The following is a 19,889-nucleotide window of genomic DNA, read 5'->3' as shown; positions in this document are numbered from 1 at the left end:
TAATATTTTTTATTTTTAACAAAAAAAAACAGCTTTTAGATTCTTCTAAAAGCTGTTTTTTTATAAAATAAAGATCTTAATTATTGTTTTCAATTAATTTTTTTCTAGGTTTTCTTTCTCTAAAAGTACCCGCAAAAAGTAGTCCACCAATGATAGCCATTAAAATAAAAGCTACTTCTTCAAAAATGTTTGCAGAAGCGGTAATTGAAGGATTAAAAAAAGAATTACTTAACCCCATAAAAGACTTGCTCCCTGGTACAAGCATAATAATACCTTGTGTTAAATATACAGATTTTGGTGTTTTAGAAATTCTGCCAAACAGTCTACTAATACCAACAACGGCTAACGTTCCAACAAAAGTACTTACTAATATGCCTAAAACCGATGATAAAAATACTGTGATAAAGAAAGCGAGGACACCTGTTAAAACTCCAAAAAACACATCTTTTTTACGTACTTGAAATATCGGTAAAACCGTGATAGAAAATATAGGAATGGCACAAAATAAAGTCCATTTTGGCATGTCAGAAACATAATGAGTTAGATCAATATCAATTAAAGAAGTCATTAAGCCTAATCCAAGAATTACTCCAAAAAATTGTTTAAATAGTACAATCATAGCATCAAAAAGCTTTGCGCTTCCTGAGACTAAACTTTTAGAAGTTATTTCCTCTAAAGCGGTTGTAATTGCTAATCCTGGAATAAAGATAATAATGGAGGCTAATATTGTCAACCCTAAATTAAAATCAGGAAAAACTAAGGATAAAAGGCAACAGATAACAGTTACTACTAAAGCAGATAAAGACTCGAATACATTTTCGACATACTTAGATTTTGTAGCTAAGTAGACGAGTAGGTAGGTGATAGAACCTAATAATAAAGAAAAAATAAAAGATACCCAATTGGTACCAATCATTAAACTAAAAGAACCCGCAGCAAAAGTATATGCGAGATATAAATAAATATGATTTATTTCTTTAGTTTTAGCGTGAATAATATTTAGTTCTTCATTAATAGCACTTTCTTCAATTTTAGAATCAATAACTTTATTAGTCAGTTCGTCAATTCGAGAAAAAGCTCCTAAATTTAAAGATCCAGGAGGAATACATTCTACATAATTATAAGAATTTTTCTCATCATAAAAAACATAATTTATCCATGTAGGTAAATCCATAAAACTACCAGTTATACCTTTGTTTTGTGCTACTTCTGTTAGGTAAGACTGAATTTTATAGGAAGGAATACCATAAGTGTGTAGGGCTTTTCCTAATTCAACTATAAATTGATATTTTTTTGGAACTCTCATTTTTATTAATTAGATAGGGTTGTTATTTTCTATTTTTAGAGCCAAAAAAAGGGCTTTAAAAAAGCCCTTTTGATCTACTTTTTTAAATAAATTATTTTGTCAACCAGTTTTTTGCATTTACAAATGCTTCTAACCAAGGCGTAATTTCATCTTTTCTATTTGTTGGGTAATTGGCCCAGTTCCATTGAAAAGTAGAACGCTCAATATGAGGCATTGTTACTAAATGTCTTCCAGACTTGTCAGATAGCATTGCTGTGTTAAAATCAGATCCATTTGGGTTATTCGGGTATCCTGCGTAACCATATTTGGCAACAATATTATAGCTTTCTTCTGATTCTGGTAAGTTAAATTTACCTTCTCCATGAGAAATCCAAACACCTAATTCTGTTCCTGCTAAACTAGATAACATTACAGAATTGTTTTCCTGAATTTTCACAGATGTAAAAGAACTTTCATGCTTCTGAGAATCATTATGACCTAATTTCCCATGAACTTTATGTTCTGGGTTAATCAATTCTAATTCCATCCATAATTGTGCACCATTACAAATACCAACAGACAACGTATCTTCTCTTTTAAAGAAGTTTTTTAAAGCAGTATTTGCTTTTTCGTTGTATTTAAATGCTCCTGCCCAACCTTTAGCAGAACCTAAAACATCAGAATTAGAGAAACCACCAACAGCACCAATAAACTGAATGTCCTCTAATGTTTCACGACCAGAAATTAAATCTGTCATGTGTACATCTTTAACATCAAAACCAGCTAAATACATTGCATTTGCCATTTCACGTTCAGAATTAGAACCTTTTTCACGAATGATAGCAGCTTTTGGTTTGTCTTTTCCTATTACAGGTAATTTACCTGTAAAATTCTCTGGGAATTTATATGTTAAAGGTTGATTTTTATAATTATCAAAACGATCTTGAGCTAAATTATTAGCGGTTTGTTTTTGATCTAATAAGAAAGAAGTTCTATACCAAACATCTCTCATTTCAGTAACATCAAAAGAGAAATTATCTTCGTTGTTTTTAATAGTAACTGTTCCTGAATTATTTGCTGATCCAATATTAAAAAACTCAATATTATTTTCTGATAAAATCGTTTCTACAGAAGCATCTGCTTGAAAAACAATTCCTGAGTTTTCTGAGAATAATACTTTTATAGCATCCTCTTCATTTAATGCAGAAATGTTAAAATCTGCACCTAAATTAACATCAGCAAAACACATTTCTAATAAAGTGGTAATTAATCCTCCAGAAGCAACATCGTGCCCTGCAGTAATTTTATCAGCCTTAATTAAATCTTGAATGGTGTTAAAAACTGTTTTTACATACGCTACATTTGTAACATCTGGTGCTTCATTTCCAATCACATTTAAAGTTTGGTTGAATGAGCTTCCACCTAATTTAAATTCGTCTTGAGAAATATTGATATAATAGATGTTTCCTCCATCAACATGTAAAAGAGGCTCTACAACTTTAGTAATCGCATTACAGTTACCTGCTGCAGAAATAATTACAGTTCCTGGAGCAATTACTTCTCCATCAGTATATTTTTGTTTCATTGATAAAGAATCTTTCCCTGTAGGAACATTGATTCCTAAACCTATAGAAAATTCTGAAACGGCTTTTACAGCTTTGTATAAACGAGCGTCTTCACCTTCATTTTTACAAGGCCACATCCAATTTGCAGACAATGAAACACTTTTTAAATTGTCTTTTAATGGTGCCCAAATTAAGTTGGTTAAAGATTCTGTAATTGCATTTCTAGAACCAGCTTCTGGACTAATCAACGCAGAAATAGGAGAGTGCCCAATACTTGTAGCAACACCTTCTTTTCCTTTATAATCTAATGCCATTACACCAACGTTGTTCAACGGAATTTGTAATGGTCCTACACATTGTTGTTTGGCTACTTTACCACCAACACAACGATCTACTTTATTTGTTAACCAATCTTTACAAGCAACAGCTTCTAATTGTAAAACTTGTTTTAAATAGATTTCTAAATTCTTCGTTTTATAACGAGGGTTTTTATATTTTCTAATAACAGTTTTATCTGTTAAAACAGTTTTTGGAGAAGAACCAAACATGTCTTCTAAGGCTAAGTCCATTGGTTTTACACCTGTAGATTTAGACTCAAAAGTAAAACGATCATCACCAGTAACTACACCAACATCGTAAATAGGAGAACGTTCTCTATCTGCAATTTTATGTAAAGTTTCTAAATGTTTATCAGCAATTACTAATCCCATTCTTTCTTGAGATTCGTTACCAATAATTTCTTTTGCTGATAGGGTAGGATCTCCAACAGGTAAAGCATCTAAATCTATTTTACCACCTGTATCTTCTACCAATTCTGATAAACAATTTAAATGTCCACCAGCTCCATGATCGTGAATAGAAACAATAAAGTTTTCATCGCTTTCTACCATTCCACGAACTGCATTTGCAGCACGTTTTTGCATTTCCGGATTCGAACGTTGTACTGCGTTTAGTTCAATTCCTGAAGCAAACTCACCGGTATCTGCAGAAGAAACTGCAGCTCCACCCATTCCAATTCTGTAGTTTTCACCACCAAGAATTACAATTTTATCGCCTTCTTTTGGTGTATCTTTTAAAGCTTGGTCTGCTTTTCCGTATCCAATTCCACCAGCTTGCATAATTACTTTATCGAAACCAAGTTTTCTTGCAGGAGAATCACTTACAGAAGAATTTTCTTCGTGTTCAAAAGTTAAAACAGAACCTGTAATTAAAGGTTGACCAAATTTGTTTCCAAAATCTGATGCTCCGTTAGATGCTTTTATTAAAATATCCATAGGAGTTTGGTATAACCAATCTCTTGCTTCAAATTTATTTTCCCAATATCTTGTATTCTTAATTGAATCTATAGACGCTTCTAAACGAGAATACGAAGTCATATAAACAGCTGTTCCGGCTAAAGGTAAAGAACCTTTTCCACCAGCCAATCTATCTCTAATTTCTCCTCCAGAACCAGTTGCTGCTCCGTTAAAAGGCTCAACTGTTGTTGGGAAATTGTGCGTTTCTGCTTTTAATGAAATTACAGATTCAAAATCTTTAGTTTGATAAAAATCTGGTTTATCCGCCGTTTTAGGCGCAAATTGTTCCACTTTAGGTCCTTTTACAAAAGCCACGTTATCTTTGTACGCAGAAACAATATCATTCGGAAATTGTTTAGAGGTTTCTTTTATCATATTGAATAGGGAAGTAGGTTGTTCTTCTCCATCAATAACAAATGTTCCGCCAAATATTTTATGACGACAGTGTTCTGAGTTTACTTGGCTAAAACCAAAAACTTCAGAATCTGTTAATTTTCTACCTATTTTAGTAGCAACACTTTCTAAGTATTCAACTTCTTCATCACTTAAAGACAATCCTTCTTGTGCATTGTAAGCAGCAATATCTTCGATGTCTAAAATTGCTTCTGGTTTAATTTCAATTGTAAATGAATCTTGATGTAAACCATTGAATTTTTCAGAAATCATTGGATCAAAATCAGAAAATTCTTCTGTAGATACAGTAAATTCTTCTATTCTAATGATGTCAGAAATCCCCATATTCTGAGTAATCTCAACAGCATTGGTACTCCAAGGCGTAATCATTGCGGCTCTTGGTCCAACAAAAAATGCATCTATTGTTGTTTCTTCTATTTTTGGTTGATCGGCAAATAACCAAGTCAATTTAGCAATAGTTTCTGTAGTTAATTTTTCTGTTGTTTGAACAGCGAATACTTTGCTGTTTATATTTCCAAAGAAATGAATCATTATTATGTTTTATTTGGGTGTTGTTGTAAAAATGCAAATTTACTTTTTTTCAACTTAATTCTAATGAATTAATTCAGTGAAATTTAAGAGTAATTTACGTAGTTATAAAACATAAAAAAAAGGCGCCTTTTTTTACAAAGACGCCTTTTTCTATAAATCTAAATGTAAGCTTAATTTTTTATCAATTTTTTAGAAATAGATTGGTTGTCAGAATTTATTTTCACTAAGTATATTCCTTTGCTAAGACTAGAAACATCCATACTATTATTGTTTGTATTTACATTTAGTGTTTTAATTAATTTTCCTAAAACATTGTAAACCTTAACCTCTGCACTTTCTGTTAATTTAAAATAAACTTTATTGCCGTCTGCTGGATTTGGGTACATTTTAAAAGAGTTAAATAGATTTTCTTCTGTACTTAAAGTAGAATAGCATGTCCAAGTTAAATCGTCTATGATTACACGTTCACCTTCAGAGCTAGATTCATTTAGAACAACAGTTACATCTCCAGAAATATTAATATCTGAAATTGTTGTTGTTTGAATTTCATCACCATAAGGTAATGTAGCTACTATATTTCCGTTCACTAAAACATTTAATGTACCAGAACCTCCTGAAAAAGCACGTAAAGTTGAAGCTGTTAAACTTCCTATTCCGCCTGCAAATGTAGATGAAGTAAGTGAACCCGTTTTACTGTCTCTAACATCAAAAGTAATTGCTCTACCATTTAATTCTTGATCTGTTCTAGCTAAAGTAGCAGTCCATTCTAAGCCATTATCACCTGTCCAAGTTCTAGTAGAATATGAGCTACTGTTAGTTGGTATCAATTCAAAAGTTTCTTCACCACAAGATGTTCCTGTATTTTCTGTTCCTGTTATTGCTTGTGTTATAGCTGATTGTTCAGAAGCATTTCCTGCAATATCTTTTGCAGAAATAGTTACATTATAAGTTGTTGATGCAGTTAAACCTGTAACCTGGTATTCTGTACTTTGTACTGTTTCTTTTAAAGATCCATCTATAAAAATATCATAACTAGCTACACCAGAATTATCTGTTGAAGCTGTCCAGTTTATTTTAAAACCAGAACTTATTTGATTAGAAATAGTAATATCTGTAGGTACTGATGGAGGTGTTACATCTGTTAATGTGGTAGCATTTTCAGCTACAGATTGAGCCGATTTATTATTTGCAATATCTTTAGCTAAAACAGTAATACTATAAGATGTATTTGGTGCTAAACTAGTTAAAGTGTATGTTGTACTTGCTGTGTTACCTTGTAATACCGCATTTGCATAAACTTCATATTTTGTTACTGCTTCATTATCTGTAGAAGCTGTCCAAGTTACATCTATAGTTGAAGTTGTAATATTGCTAAGAGAAACATCTGTAGGTACTGTAGGAGCTTCTGTGTCTGGAGTTAAATAGATTCCCCAAGAATCTAAAGCATTATCTCCTCCCCAAATTCTTGTAGCTAAGTAAGCATTGTCTATAAAAGGGTTTCTATTTCCTTGTGCATAAGTTTCATTAGAATCATGGTAGGTATTTCTTTGTCTTTCAAAATCTGATACAGGATCTTCTACATTCCACTCTAAGAATAAATCGATCATTTCATCATCTGGACCAACAAGGTTTCCAATACCAACACCAGTAGGTTTACATTGGTCACCATAGCGAATGTACATATACATCATCATTCTAGCAACATCTCCTTTCCATTCATCACCAGGATACCATCCTCCAGAAACTGGACCAGCATTTCCAGAACCATCTGCAAATTTTAGACTCCCCCTTTGACCATTAAAACCAACATCAGATGGACGTAAATGATGAGCATCTGCACCAGGTCCAGCAGTACCTAGATTAGGCGTTCCTAAAGACTTTGCATAGGTGTGTTCTCTATTCCAGTCATTAGAACCACCTCCGTTTTCATAGATACCTCTTGTTCTAGCAGTTGTGCCAGATGTAGAATAACCATAAATTAATAATACTTCTTGGTCATTTTCTGGGTTTACATCTGTTGCTTGTAAAGCTGGCCAACCATAAGAAAGTATGTTTGTATGAGCTGTTATTGTTTTATTAGCTAGTTCTTCTTTTAAATCTAGTTCATATTTTGTTAAATCTACATCGCTATAATAAGATTCTGCTTGAGCATTTATTAAAAATGAAGAGAATAATAAAAGTATAAGTAACGTTTTTTTCATGTGTTTTATGTTTTATTGAGTTTGAAAAATAATTTAATTTTTAATCAATTTTTTAGTGATAAATTGTTTATCAGAATTAATTTTAAGTAAGTAAACACCCTTAGATAAATCTGATATATCAATTTTATTTTTACTTTGAGTAACATTAACAGATTTTGTTAATTTTCCTAAAACAGTATAGATATGAATCGTAGCGTCTTCTGTAATACTAAAGTAGATGCTATTTCCATCTGTTGGGTTTGGAAACATTTTAAAAGTTTTAAATGTATTTTTAGAAGTACTCAAAGTAGAAGTAAAACTACCCAAACCGTCTGCAGTATTTGCAGGAAAAGGTGTCCATTCTCCTTGTAAATCAAAAGTGGTATTTGGTGCACTTATATCGCCATTTCTTCTTAATGTTTTGTTTGCTGCAAAATTAGCGCCGTTACCAAATTCTCCTATTATATCTATTAATATGTTATCTTTAAATAAACCAATGGCGTCATTACCTGTAAAGTTTATAGGTTGCCCCCAGTTCGTTTCTTCAATAACTGGTTGTACCAAATCTACCTGACCAATGGTATTTGTTTCTGAATAAGTTTGTAATTCAGGAATAGAGTTCTTTCCATTTCCAATTACAAAAACATCTCCGGGAACAATATTTTTAACAGTTCCGCTATCTAGTGCTAGTGGAGATACCCATTCGCCAGTATCATTTCTATCTAGTTTTATTACATAACCAGATAAACTTACTGTACCTCCAGTTAAATTAACAATTTCTAATGCTTTGTTTGTTCCTCCGTCTCCTTCAAAATATTCAGAGAAAAATAATTCTGAAGCAGAGCCACCAGATGCTCCATCTGTTGTAGTTGCATTTATGGCAGTACTTTGTGCCGATTTATTATCATCTTTATCTTTTGCTAAAACCGTAATACTATAAGTAGTAGATGTTGCTAAACCAATAACAGCATAAGTAGTTGTAGTAGAAGTTTCTTTAAAGTTTCCATCAATAAAAATATCATAACCGGCTACTTCGTTGTTATCTGTAGATGCAGACCAGTTTATATTAAAAGAACTATCTGTTATGTCTGTAATGGTTACGTTTGTAGGGATTGATGGTGCTGTAGTATCTGCTAAGGTTGTACCTACCACTTCATTACTTGCTTCAGATTTGTTAATTAAATCTTTAGCAATTACTTTAAAATTATAAGTTGTATTTGTTTCTAAACCTGTAATAGAGGCAGAGGTAGCTGTTGTTGTTTGTTTTGTTAAAACATTATTAACATACACTTGGTATTGTGCAACGCCAATATTATCTGTAGAAGCAGTCCAAGAAATATCTATAGAAGTTAAGGTTTGGTTGCTTAAAGTAACATTAGTTGGCGCAGTAGGAGCTTCTGTGTCACTACTTGTATAAATTCCCCAAGTATCTTCAGCATTATCTCCTCCCCAAATTCTAGTAGCTAAAAACGGATTGTCTATAAATGGATTTCTATTTCCTTGAGCGTACGTATTAGAAGTATTTTCGTGATACGTGTTTCTCCTTTTTTCAATACCTGAAACGGGATCTTCTCTATTCCATTTTAAGAATAAATCAATCATTTCATCTGGTGTAAATTGAGTATCACCAACCCCAACATTTGTTGGTAAACATTGGCTGCCATAACGAAGATACATGTACATTATAATTCTAGAAACATCTCCTTTCCATTCGTCTCCAGGATACCAGCCTCTTGTGTCTGCTCCATCAGGACCATTGTAAGTAATAGAAGAACGTCCTGAGTTTCCACTACCTAGTGCAAATTTGTAGTTGTTTCTTTCTGAGTTTCTATTTTTGTCTGCGGGTCTTAAATTATGGGCATCTGTTCCCGCACCTGGGTTGTCTGTAATTAAACTTGGGTTAGCAAGCGATTTAGAGAATACGTGTTCTCTATTCCATACAAAAGTAGCACCTGTACCAGCATCTTGCAAAGAATTATCTCTAGTTTTGTCATTAGTAATATCGCTGTCAGTACCATCTTCCCAACCGTAAATTAAAACAACATTGTCTGGTTCTGCGGTATCTAGATCTGTAATTTTAGAAGCTTCCCAAACACCAGGTGTATAGGTTAACATATTAGAATGTGTACTAATAATTTTTGCAGCTAAGGCGTCTTTTAAAGCAATACCAGTTAGTTGTAAATTTACATCATCGTAATAATCTTCTTGAGAAAAAGATATAAAAGATGTAATTGTTAAAATAAAAAGAAGTAGTTTTTTTACCATATAAAATGAAATTAAGTTAAAAAATAAATACTTTCTTTTTCAGCAATTTAAGGGTTACATCAGCAATAAATATAACCCTTTGTTGTATTATTTTCTTTCTAAAAGTGCCATATAAAATCCGTCGAAACCAGAAATATGCGCTAACACTTTTTTATCAGACACAAAGGTAAAATCTTTTCCTGCATCTGATGTTAAGAAATGATTAACTTGCTCTTGGTTTTCTGATGGTAATACAGAACACGTAGCGTACACCATTTTTCCACCTGGTTTAACCATTGTAGAGTATTGTTGTAAAACGTCTTGTTGAATTTTTTTAATATTTTCTATAAATTCTGGTTGTAATTTCCATTTAGAATCTGGGTTTCTACGAATAACCCCTAAACCAGAACAAGGAGCATCAATTAAAACTCTGTCTGCTTTACCTTGTAATTTTTTAATAGGTTTTGTAGAATCTATAACACGCATATCAATATTGTGTGCTTTGTTTCTCTTTGCTCTCACTTTTAATTTACGCAATTTACTTTCGTAAATATCCATGGCAATAATTTGACCTTTATTTTCCATTAAAGCAGATAAATGTAAAGTTTTACCTCCAGCACCTGCACAAGTATCAATAACTTTCATACCTGGTTTTACGTCTAAATAGGCAGCAACAAGTTGCGATGAAGCATCTTGAACTTCAAAATAACCACTATGAAAAGCTTCCGTTTTAAAAACATTAGCTCTTTCTGGTAAAATTAAAGCATCAGGGTGATTTGGTACAAATTCTGTATTTACGCCTTCTGCTTTTAATTTTTTCTGAAGAACTCCTCTAGTAATATTTAAAGTATTGGTTCTTAAAATTACACTTGCCTGTACATTTAAAGCTGCAATTTCTTTCGTCCAAACTTCTTCACCTAATTCTTTAGCACACATTTCATCCATCCAATCTGGAATAGATTCTCTATATTTTCGGGTTCTAGATAATTCTGCAAAACGTCCTTTAATTCTTCTTTCTGGTACATCACCAATTTGGTTCCAATCTGGTAAAGCAATTCCTCTTAGAATACACCATACAGAGAACAACCTCCAAATATTATCTCTGTCATACGGAGCTTTTACTTCTGCAATTTCGCTATATAAACGATTCCAACGAACAATGTCGTATATGGTTTCTGCTACAAATTTACGGTCTCTTGCTCCCCAACGTTTATCTCGTTTTAAAGCTTTTTCTACTGCTTTATCAGCATAAACACCTTCATTAAATATATCTCTTATGCTGTCAATAACAGCAAAAGTTAAGTTTCTGTGTAATCTCATTATTTCTTTTGAATATAAGGCACAAATGTACAAAATCTGCCTTACGAATCATTAGTTTTGATTCATTTTTAACGTTAGATACGTTTTAATAAGGTTTAGTATTATTTATAGAGTTTTGTGTATTCTTTTATTATTGATAATTGTTATCATAAATGAATCTGTTTTAAATAAAAAAAAGGAAAGTTAAATCGATATCTATTTAACTTTTCTTTGTTCTAAGCAATTATTTAATGATTAATTTTTTAGCACTTTTTATGGTATATATACCATATGAAACGGCTATGATAATTAGTGTTAAAACGCCAGTATCGATTTCTAGACCTGGAGGTGGTGGAGGAGGATTGATTGGGGGAGTTTGGATGAGTACAATCATGAGTTGAGTTAGGTTGTTTAGTTATTGGTTGTGTGTCATTTATTTATCAAAATAGAACTTTCTTATCTATGATGCCTTTATCTGTATTTAACCTTACGATGTAAATACCCGTTGGTATTTGATTATTAATTGCTAATTGGTAAGAGTTTTTTGAGTTCTTTAATTTCCCCAAAAATTGGTTTTTTTACCAAGGATATTATATAATTCTACTTTATATAAAGTTACTTCTGGTTTTTTAGAAATAATTACGTTTTGATTCTTGAATAGAAACTGCTATTTGACTATGTAATAATAAATCATCAGTATTTTTATACTCAAATCCTAATTTAATAATTGGTAATAATTCTGGAGTGCTTGTTGTTTTTAATTTATTAGTTCTGTAATCTTTTTTAACGAATTTTCTATTGTATTTAAAATAGGAACGCTTTCTTCACACAGTAAAGAGGCTGTTTTTATAGGTGTTATGTTCGCATAAGTTTGTGGAATGAACAACAATGATAGGGTTAAGGTTAAAAACAAAATTTCTTTTTTGTTTGTGAAGTATTCAGTTTTAAAAAAATCAGGTACTTGAAAAATTAATTCTAATAGGTTTTTATCTTTATTCATTTTTTTGGGGGATTAAATTAAATAAACATTGTCTAAATATAATAAAATAATGTTTATTCTGGTTGATTGTTTGGGTATAAATCATTAGATATTATTTAATTATTGTATATTTTTTAAAAAAGATAGATTTTATTGAGAATTTAATAATAAGAATGTCAAGAATAACTGTTACATATATTCTTAATCTGTACTGTGTGTATTTTAAGAGTTAATTATTTATTTCAAAGGAAATTTTAAACAAAAAAAAGCTGAATAATGTTATCATTATTCAGCTTTAATTAATAAACTTTATTCTTTTAACTCTTATTCTATAACTACTTTTTTACTTGTAATCCCCTTATTAGTGTCCATTTTTACAATATAAACACCTGTTGGTAATTGTTTGTAGATGTCTAGTTGGTAATCACTTTTTTGTTCTTTAATATCCCAAAGAATTACTTTTTTACCAAGAATATTAAATAACGCTATGTTATTAATTTCTACATCATTGTTCTTAGAAATTACAATTTGGTTATTTTTATTGTCGGCATATACATTTGTATAGGTAGACAATAGCTCGTTTTCAATACTAAGTACAGCATCTTGTGCAGTGATAAATGCTAAAACAAATCTATCTGTGTAAGTACCTTTTTTTAATTGATACGTAGCACTAGCGTCATTTATTTTTTGTGTTTTACCTGTTAATTTGTCTTTTATATATATATCTTGATTGATGTTTTCTATTTCATCGATATTTATTGTAATTACACTATTTTGGTTCACAACAACTTCTAAAGGAACTTCTAATTCATTTGAAATTTGTTGTACACCAGCAATAACGTAGCTACTAGTGTTGTTAGGAAATTTCCAATAGAAGTCCGTTGGGTTAATATCATATATTTCAGAATCATATCCTTTTTCATACTCAAACGAGTTTGTTTGGTTAAAAGAAATACCTATTTGGCGATGTAAATTGTTTCCTAATGTATTAGAATAATTCATACCCAACTTTAAGATTGGTAAGCCTAAGTTTGATGACTTTTCTGTTGTTTTCTTTTCACTTTTAAAGAATACAGATTCTCCAGATTCTTTTGTTATGTATTCTCTTTGGCTATTGTTAAAAACAATTTTTCCGTTTGTTGTATTCCCTTCAATGAAAAAACCTTGTCCAACAGCAATATACGGTTCTGGAGTCTTGTATTTATCTGCGTATTCTTCGCCACCTGTACTCGGAGCACAAGATATTTGTCCGTCTTCATCTTTAAAAACTATTTTGTCAACAAAAATACTATGGCCATCAGTACTAGAAGTCAATGTAACATTACTACCAGCTTCCATGCATAAAGCAATTTTAAGCTCTTTATATAATAGACCAGTGTTAGGGAATGTAATTTCTCCTCTGTCTACATTGTTAATTTTAATTTTTAATGTTTTATCATAAAAAGATGCGTAGGTTATTCTTAATGAATCTACACCTCTAGAAATATTAGGAAACGTAATATGGTCTTCATTATTTAAAGAAACTACAGAGAAACCTATCATTGGTATTGATATTTCAAATCCATCTCCTTCAAGAGCATCTTCTGCTTCTAAAGTATAATTTACGGGTTCATTTTGGCTAGTAGCGTTTGCTGCAGTACCCATTGTTTTATTTTGAGTAGCGTAACCACCAATATAACCTGCAAAATTATGCCCTGCAGTACCTTCATCCTCATCTTCTCCTACATGTTGCCAAAAGTATAGCGTTCCTGTTATTGAATCTTCGTTATCTTCTATAAATTTTCTAGCATTCATTGCAGAAGGAAAAGGATTACCAATTAAATAAGATTGTCCAGGGTTTATTTCATTAATAGTATTAAACTCACCGTCATTTGGTGTACCTACAAATGTGTAGTTTTGTTCTTGTCCGGGTCCTTTAAATATGTAACCATCTCCTTTATTTATAGCTCCGTCTTTATATTTATGCTCCCAATTAGATCTACCGTTACTACCTGCAGCATATGTATATACCCAATAATCTGCTAAAGAAATATCAGTACCATTTACTGCACCATCATATCCAGAAACATAAGTAATTTCTTTTGGTGAGTTGGTTGTTGTTCCGTTTCTAAGAACAGTTTCTAAAGTATAGGTGTTTTCTCCTAAAGTAGTTACTGGAGAACTCATATAGTTGTAACGATATATACTAGGTACTTCAGATTTTTGATCAACAAAAAGTAAACCAGAACCCGATACTCTACTTAAACTTGTATGGGTTTGTACTAGTTGAGAAGTACCAGATAAACGTATGTTTCCGTTTAATTCGATATCATTAGTAACTACTAATAGATTATTTGTTACTAATAATTCTTTAGAAGTATCTATTTTTAGTTTTCTAGCACTTAATCTATCTGTTGTATGGTTGTAATCTTCATCTATTATGACATAACGAGATCTGTCTGGAAAACCATTATCCCAAGTTCCATCTAAATTTCTAGTAGTTTCTTTAATTCTGTGTAAACCAAGTAATGTGTTTGCATCAGTATTAGAACTTAGTATTTCTGATATTAATAAATCTTGCGGATGTCTTCTTTGGATAATATCTGTAGATATAGCACTATTTACTACATCATAAGTAGCTATTGCATCATCTATAAATACTACCCATTCAGTAGCGTCATAATCTTTATTAGTACTAGTCGTTTCATCTATTCTTACAAATGAAGTTTTGTTGGTAATATTTGAAACAACATCATATCTATTTGCCCATGAATAAGTTCCTGAAGCAGCTGAAAGTGTAATGATATCATTAGTAGTGTCATCTAAATCTGTTAACTCATTATTTGTAATTATTGTAGCTGTTGCATTTACATGAGAAACTGTATTTACTGAGTTTTTAAACAATACAGATTCGCCTACTTTTAATACTGAGTCTACAATATCAGAGACATCTGGTGTAACACCTGTTTGATCGCCTGTAGTATCCTTATATAATTGAATTTTAATAGTATTAGCAGGGATATCTGTAGTTCCTATATTTGTAATTTCAATCCATTTTTCTGTGCCAAATTGATATACTTGTGTTATCATAACATCTGCAGCTTCTGGTGCATCTCTATAATCAAGATCACCAGTAGTTGGATTAGTAGGGGAGAAGTCATTATCTTCATCACCAAAAGAATTTTCTAATGTTATTAGGTTTATTACAGTGTTATCTGGGTTTAAACCATCATTTACTGTAGCTCCAATAATACTAGAATCATCATTGTCATCGAAGTTGTCATCTAAACCATCATTATCTACATCATTTCCGCTTAGGATATTGTCTGTATCTCCATTTTCAAAAATATCTGGAATACCATCATTATCTGTGTCTGTATCTAAGTAATCTGGAGTATCTATACCATCTGTGTTTGTTGGTGTAAGACCAATTGTAGTACCGTTTTCATAAGTGTCATCTACACCATTTTTGTTGATATCTGTTATTTGGCTACCAACTCCACTTGGTGCAATATAATCTACAGTAGTTTGTGCTTCTACATTATCTGGTATACCATCATTATCTGCATCAATATCTAAATGATTTAAAATACCATCATTATCTGCATCACCTTTAGGGTATGAGTTCGGGGTTCCGTTTCCATCAGTATCTTCTCCTGTTAATATTAAAACATTGTCTTTGTTTTCTGAAACACCATCTTGTCCAACATCTCCATCAACAGTATCATTAAAACCATCGTTGTCAGTGTCTACAAAGTCATCAGCTAAACCATCACCGTTTGCATCTTTACCTCCGGCTTCTATAACATCAGGAATACCATCGTTGTCAGAATCTAAATCTTGAGTATTTGGTATTCCATCTCCATCTGTATCTAGGTTTGCAATAGCGATTCCTCCATTATTTACATCATAACGATCATCTAAACCGTTACCATCTGAATCATTTACTAAGGTACCGTCAGTATTTATATCATCTACTTTACCATTTCCATCAGTATCTACTCCTCCAGCTTCTACTAAATCTGATATACCGTCGTTATCTGAATCTAAATCTAAAGAATTAGGAATACCATCATTGTCTGTATCTGCACAGTTATTAGCGAAAATAGTTACAAGATCTAAAGCAGCTCCTATACCTATAGATCCACCTGTAGGAGGTGTTGCCTGAAATTCTATTGTTGTTTCTGTGTCATTGGCAACAAAAGAAGTGCTATAGCGATACCATTTTTTAGGACCAATAATTCCGTTTACAGTTCCTTCTGCTATGCTACTTAAAGTTTTGTTGAAAATACTTACGTTAGAGGTGTTTTTAATGTTTAAATCTAAAGTAACTTCCTGTCCTACAGAATGGCCAATATCTTCTCCCCAATAAAAACTAAGGGTATACGTTGTACCGGGAATTGTTGTAATATTTTGTGAAAGTATGTTACTAACTCCTCCTGCACTTTTATCGTTGTTACCAAGAACATCTAAGTATTGTTTTCCGTCATACGCATCTGCATAGATATTAGTAGACCAACTTGGTGATTGACCACCAACCCAACCATCTAGGTTTTGAGTGTAATTCCATCCTTTTAGTGTATTTGTATTAAATGTAGTTCCTATAAATGTACCAGATGCATCTGTGTAACCATTAGGGAATTCTGTAGTACTAGAAAAATCTTGAAGTTCGAAACTTCCGTTTATAATTAAATTTCCACAACCTTCATCAGTATCTAAAATACCATCATTATCATCATCTAAATCAATACTGTCTATAACACCATCTTTATCTGTATCTATACAAGACGCGGTTCCAGAAATTGTAATTGTTAAATTACAATTAGCATCATTTATATCTGTAACAGTTACTGTTTTGTCTAAACCATCTGCACCGTTTGTAATTATAAAAACGGTATCGGTATTGTAGATTCCTGTAGTAGCAGTTGTACCTGATATTACATAAGAATCACCTATGTTATTTCCTTTTAAATTTAATGTAAATTGTAAATCATTTTCATTAGTACAAGTACCAATTATAGTGTCTGGTTCTGTTAAAGAACAAGGTATTGTTCCGTCTAAATTAGCACAAGTTTCTTCTGTATCTTTTGGGTTTTTACAATCTGTACCCGTACAGTTATAGGTTACAGTACTGTCTATAGTTCCGTTTTGTATTGGAGTACCACTAAAAGAATATGAGAAATCTAAATTAGGACCAACTTTACCTGAAATAGGGGATTGGCTACCAATTTTAATATAACCAGTTTTAGATTCTGATGTTAATGGACCAGTAACATCTCCGCCTCCTTGTATTTTTTGATTAACCTCTGCGTAGCCTTCATTATAAAGTTCTCCAGTTAAATTGATATCTCCATTTACATATAATTTTCCGTAATTTCTAAAAATAGCAGATGATACACCTAAAGATAAAGCACCACCTGTAATGTTAAAAGTACCAGTATTAACAACAAGTCCATTATTATTAAATGCTTGTTTTGATGTAAGTACACCACAGTTAACAAAAGTAATATTAGCACCAATTTGAGAGTTATTTGTAATAATCATTTCATTTTGATTTCTAATTTGACTAAGACCTACAGAAGATGCATTCATTTCTGTACCAATAATTACTTTACCAAGATTATCAAATTCATTTTCAGTAGCGCCTCCAAACTGCAATGATTTACTGATGTTTATTGTACCTTCATTGTAAATTTTATTTTTAGCACCATTAAAACTAATAGTATTTAAAGCAGTAAGTTTTCCTTTACTTCCTATTTCTATTGTAATATTAGCACTCAACTGTGGATTTTGATCGAAAATTAATTCACCGTTTTGTATTATAAAAGAAACATTTCCTGTTGAGGTTGCATTGGCTACTTTTAATGTGCTACCATCAGAAATACAAATTACTGCGCCATCGTTAAATTTTGCACCACTTCCGTTACTAACGCTAATATTACCTACAACACGGGTAACACCAGACTTAAAGGTATAACCATTACTTTGGTTACTGTTTAAAGTGTAATCATAAGTATCACATTGTGCATTTGTATTGGAAATTGAAGATAATGCAACTACTAAAAATAATAATAAAGAAGATTTTAATTTAAAAGAAATTAATTTTTGAAATAATTTTCTTTTTTTTAGGGGGTTAATCATGTAGTAAGTTTTAAAAGATATAATAGTTGCTCTTAATTAAGCACCTCTTATAGGACTCATATAAGTTAGATAAGTCACATTTAAGTTTTTATCCATAAATTAAAAAGAGGGAAAAGTGTGTTATCTGTTAAATTGTTGCTTATTTCTTGTTATTTCTTATAGTTTCTTCTTTTTACCATGTAAATATTTGTTATATGTTTAAATAAAAAATATTTCATTTTTTTATTTGAAAATTGCATATTTATGCTATTCTATGTTGATTTTAACTTAGTAAAGTATTCACATGACAAAAAAAAACTGAATAACGATTTTGTTATTCAGCTTTAATTAATAGTATTCTATTGAGTTTATTTTACTCTATAACCCCTTTTTTATTAGTTTCACCTTTACTAGTATTCATTTTTACAATGTATATACCTGTTGGTATTTGCGTTTTAATTTTTAATTGGTACGTATCTTTTTGTTCTTTAATACTCCAGCATACATACTTTTTTACCAAGAATATCAAATAATTCTACTTTAGAAATTACAATTTGTTTGTTTTTATTATCAGCATAAATATTAGTCTTTGCAGCTAATAATTCGTATTCTAGATCTAAACTACTATTAGGTGTAAAAGCAAGTACAAATCTATCAGGATGTACCTCTTTATTTAAAGTTAATGTAGCTTTACCTTCTGTAATATTATATGAAGTTCCGGTAAGTTTATTCTCAAATAAATTAGTTTATGTGAGTTTTATTATATTTTATAAAATGAAACTTACATAGTATTCTAAAAGTATACTATGTTATTAAAGTTTATAAAGAGTAGGTTGTGAAACTTGGTTATTGATTAATATATGAATTTATAAAAAAAAACATGTTTTTATGTAATGAACTATATTTTTATAGACTAATGGTGTAAAATTATTTTAATATAGTTTTAAGTTTCTTTGAATTACAAGCAAAAAAAAGACTCAAATAGAAAAGAGATTAGTTTTGTGGGGACGCAACTAATAATTAAATTAAAAGAAGAAAATTTTTCATATAAAACTTCTGATAAATGATCTTTTCTATTTTAAGCCTTAAAAATTATCGTCTTCTTAATTAGCTATGTCAGAAGACGAGATTAAATTACTCTATTACTACTTTCTCATTCATAATGCCTTTACTGGTGTTTGCTTTTTAATATCTAATTCATACCCGTTTTTACACCATTTTAAAGGTGTGTGTGTTTTTTTTTTTTGGATATTTAGTGGGGACCTTTCTATCTGTATTATTAAATAGTAGAGCAAAATTATATATAGTCATTTAAATAGAAATTAATTTAAAAAAGTATTTTCTTCAAACCACTTCAATATCACTACGCACTTACTACTCACTCCATGTTTTCTTATTGATATTGGCAATTTTATTGTGTTTATTTGTAAAATGTAGGACTCAATTTATTTTAATATTAATTATTAAAATTCTTCTTTGAGTGTATTTAAAAAGAAAAAATGGTATCTTTTTTTAGTTGAAATTATTTAAATAAGTACAGCTTTTTTTTTAGCTTTTGGTTTGTTTTTTCTGAGTCGCGTGAAACTGTATTTATTACAATTATTTTGATTTGAAGTGCTATATTTTACAAATTAAGGATATAAAAAAGATGCATCACAAATTTATGAGTGACATTTCAGGTTTCATAACTTAATTTAATATTTATAACTTACAGTATAATTATTAGGTTCTGTTTTGTATTAAAATTTCTCTTACAATTTGAATGAGACAATTGTTATTTCTGTTTCTTAAAATAGAGTTCATAAAAATAGAGGAAATGAAAAACAGTGAAAATTTTTCACTATTTTAAAGTTACTACTTGATATTTTAGTCTTATTTTTTACCTATAGGAAAGTTTGAAAAAGGGTAGGGAATACTCTTTTGCATAATTGTTTGTTTATTTAATGTATTGCTAAGGTTATGTTTATGTTTTTTGATAAAAAATTAGATATTTAATAG

At 30.8% G+C, this 19,889-nt stretch carries 9 protein-coding genes; 1 reads left to right on the top strand and 8 read right to left on the bottom strand.

What is annotated here, in order from left to right; genetic code table 11:
* Positions 1-76: 76 nt before the first annotated feature.
* From H0I28_RS07280 to H0I28_RS07260, 5 genes are all read right to left on the bottom strand, one after another.
* Positions 77-1,306, bottom strand: coding sequence for a threonine/serine exporter ThrE family protein (locus tag H0I28_RS07280; RefSeq protein WP_218761203.1), 1,230 nt, complete (start codon positions 1,304-1,306; stop codon positions 77-79).
* A 91-nt stretch (positions 1,307-1,397) separates the two neighbouring features.
* A complete protein-coding gene (purL, locus tag H0I28_RS07275) occupies positions 1,398-5,090 on the bottom strand; it encodes a phosphoribosylformylglycinamidine synthase (RefSeq protein WP_218761202.1) in 3,693 nt (1,230 codons plus the stop codon).
* Positions 5,091-5,260: 170 nt separating this feature from the next.
* Complete coding sequence (locus tag H0I28_RS07270; RefSeq protein ID WP_218761201.1) at positions 5,261-7,291, bottom strand: endonuclease; 2,031 nt, start codon at positions 7,289-7,291, stop codon at positions 5,261-5,263.
* Between the two features lie 33 nt (positions 7,292-7,324).
* Complete coding sequence (locus H0I28_RS07265) at positions 7,325-9,535, bottom strand: endonuclease (RefSeq protein ID WP_218761200.1); 2,211 nt, start codon at positions 9,533-9,535, stop codon at positions 7,325-7,327.
* Positions 9,536-9,622: 87 nt separating this feature from the next.
* Complete coding sequence (locus tag H0I28_RS07260; RefSeq protein ID WP_218753855.1) at positions 9,623-10,834, bottom strand: RsmB/NOP family class I SAM-dependent RNA methyltransferase; 1,212 nt, start codon at positions 10,832-10,834, stop codon at positions 9,623-9,625.
* A 230-nt stretch (positions 10,835-11,064) separates the two neighbouring features.
* Here H0I28_RS07260 and H0I28_RS07255 point away from each other — a divergent pair, with 230 nt between their 5' ends.
* Positions 11,065-11,214 carry a hypothetical protein gene (locus tag H0I28_RS07255; RefSeq protein ID WP_218730876.1) on the top strand — a complete coding sequence of 50 codons (150 nt, stop codon included), beginning with the start codon at positions 11,065-11,067 and terminating at the stop codon, positions 11,212-11,214.
* Positions 11,215-11,253: 39 nt separating this feature from the next.
* On the opposite strand, the gene H0I28_RS17695 is transcribed toward H0I28_RS07255, so the two are convergent.
* The 3 genes from H0I28_RS17695 to H0I28_RS07240 all read right to left on the bottom strand — a co-directional run bounded on the left by H0I28_RS17695 (position 11,254) and on the right by H0I28_RS07240 (position 17,912).
* Entirely contained in the window at positions 11,254-11,379 is a 126-nt protein-coding gene (locus H0I28_RS17695) for a T9SS type A sorting domain-containing protein (RefSeq protein WP_218761198.1), read from the bottom strand.
* 191 nt (positions 11,380-11,570) lie between these two features.
* Positions 11,571-11,813: a hypothetical protein gene (locus H0I28_RS07245; protein ID WP_218761196.1), complete on the bottom strand. Its 243-nt coding sequence runs from the start codon at positions 11,811-11,813 to the stop codon at positions 11,571-11,573.
* Between the two features lie 303 nt (positions 11,814-12,116).
* Positions 12,117-17,912: a T9SS type A sorting domain-containing protein gene (locus H0I28_RS07240; RefSeq protein WP_218761194.1), complete on the bottom strand. Its 5,796-nt coding sequence runs from the start codon at positions 17,910-17,912 to the stop codon at positions 12,117-12,119.
* Positions 17,913-19,889 lie beyond the last annotated feature (1,977 nt).

Origin of the sequence: Polaribacter sp. AHE13PA (assembly GCF_019278505.1) — a bacterium.
GTDB lineage: Bacteria > Bacteroidota > Bacteroidia > Flavobacteriales > Flavobacteriaceae > Polaribacter.
This window is presented reverse-complemented; position numbering and strand designations above follow the sequence as displayed.

Excerpts from the sequence above, each read along its gene's own strand:
- H0I28_RS07265 (WP_218761200.1), bottom strand. The coding sequence starts at position 9,535 with ATGGTAAAAAAACTACTTCTTTTTATTTTAACAATTACATCTTTTATA.
- H0I28_RS07255 (WP_218730876.1), top strand. The coding sequence starts at position 11,065 with ATGATTAATTTTTTAGCACTTTTTATGGTATATATACCATATGAAACG.
- H0I28_RS07270 (WP_218761201.1), bottom strand. The coding sequence starts at position 7,291 with ATGAAAAAAACGTTACTTATACTTTTATTATTCTCTTCATTTTTAATA.
- H0I28_RS07260 (WP_218753855.1), bottom strand. The coding sequence starts at position 10,834 with ATGAGATTACACAGAAACTTAACTTTTGCTGTTATTGACAGCATAAGA.
- purL (WP_218761202.1), bottom strand. The coding sequence starts at position 5,090 with ATGATTCATTTCTTTGGAAATATAAACAGCAAAGTATTCGCTGTTCAA.
- H0I28_RS07280 (WP_218761203.1), bottom strand. The coding sequence starts at position 1,306 with ATGAGAGTTCCAAAAAAATATCAATTTATAGTTGAATTAGGAAAAGCC.
- H0I28_RS07240 (WP_218761194.1), bottom strand. The coding sequence starts at position 17,912 with ATGATTAACCCCCTAAAAAAAAGAAAATTATTTCAAAAATTAATTTCT.
- H0I28_RS07245 (WP_218761196.1), bottom strand. The coding sequence starts at position 11,813 with ATGAATAAAGATAAAAACCTATTAGAATTAATTTTTCAAGTACCTGAT.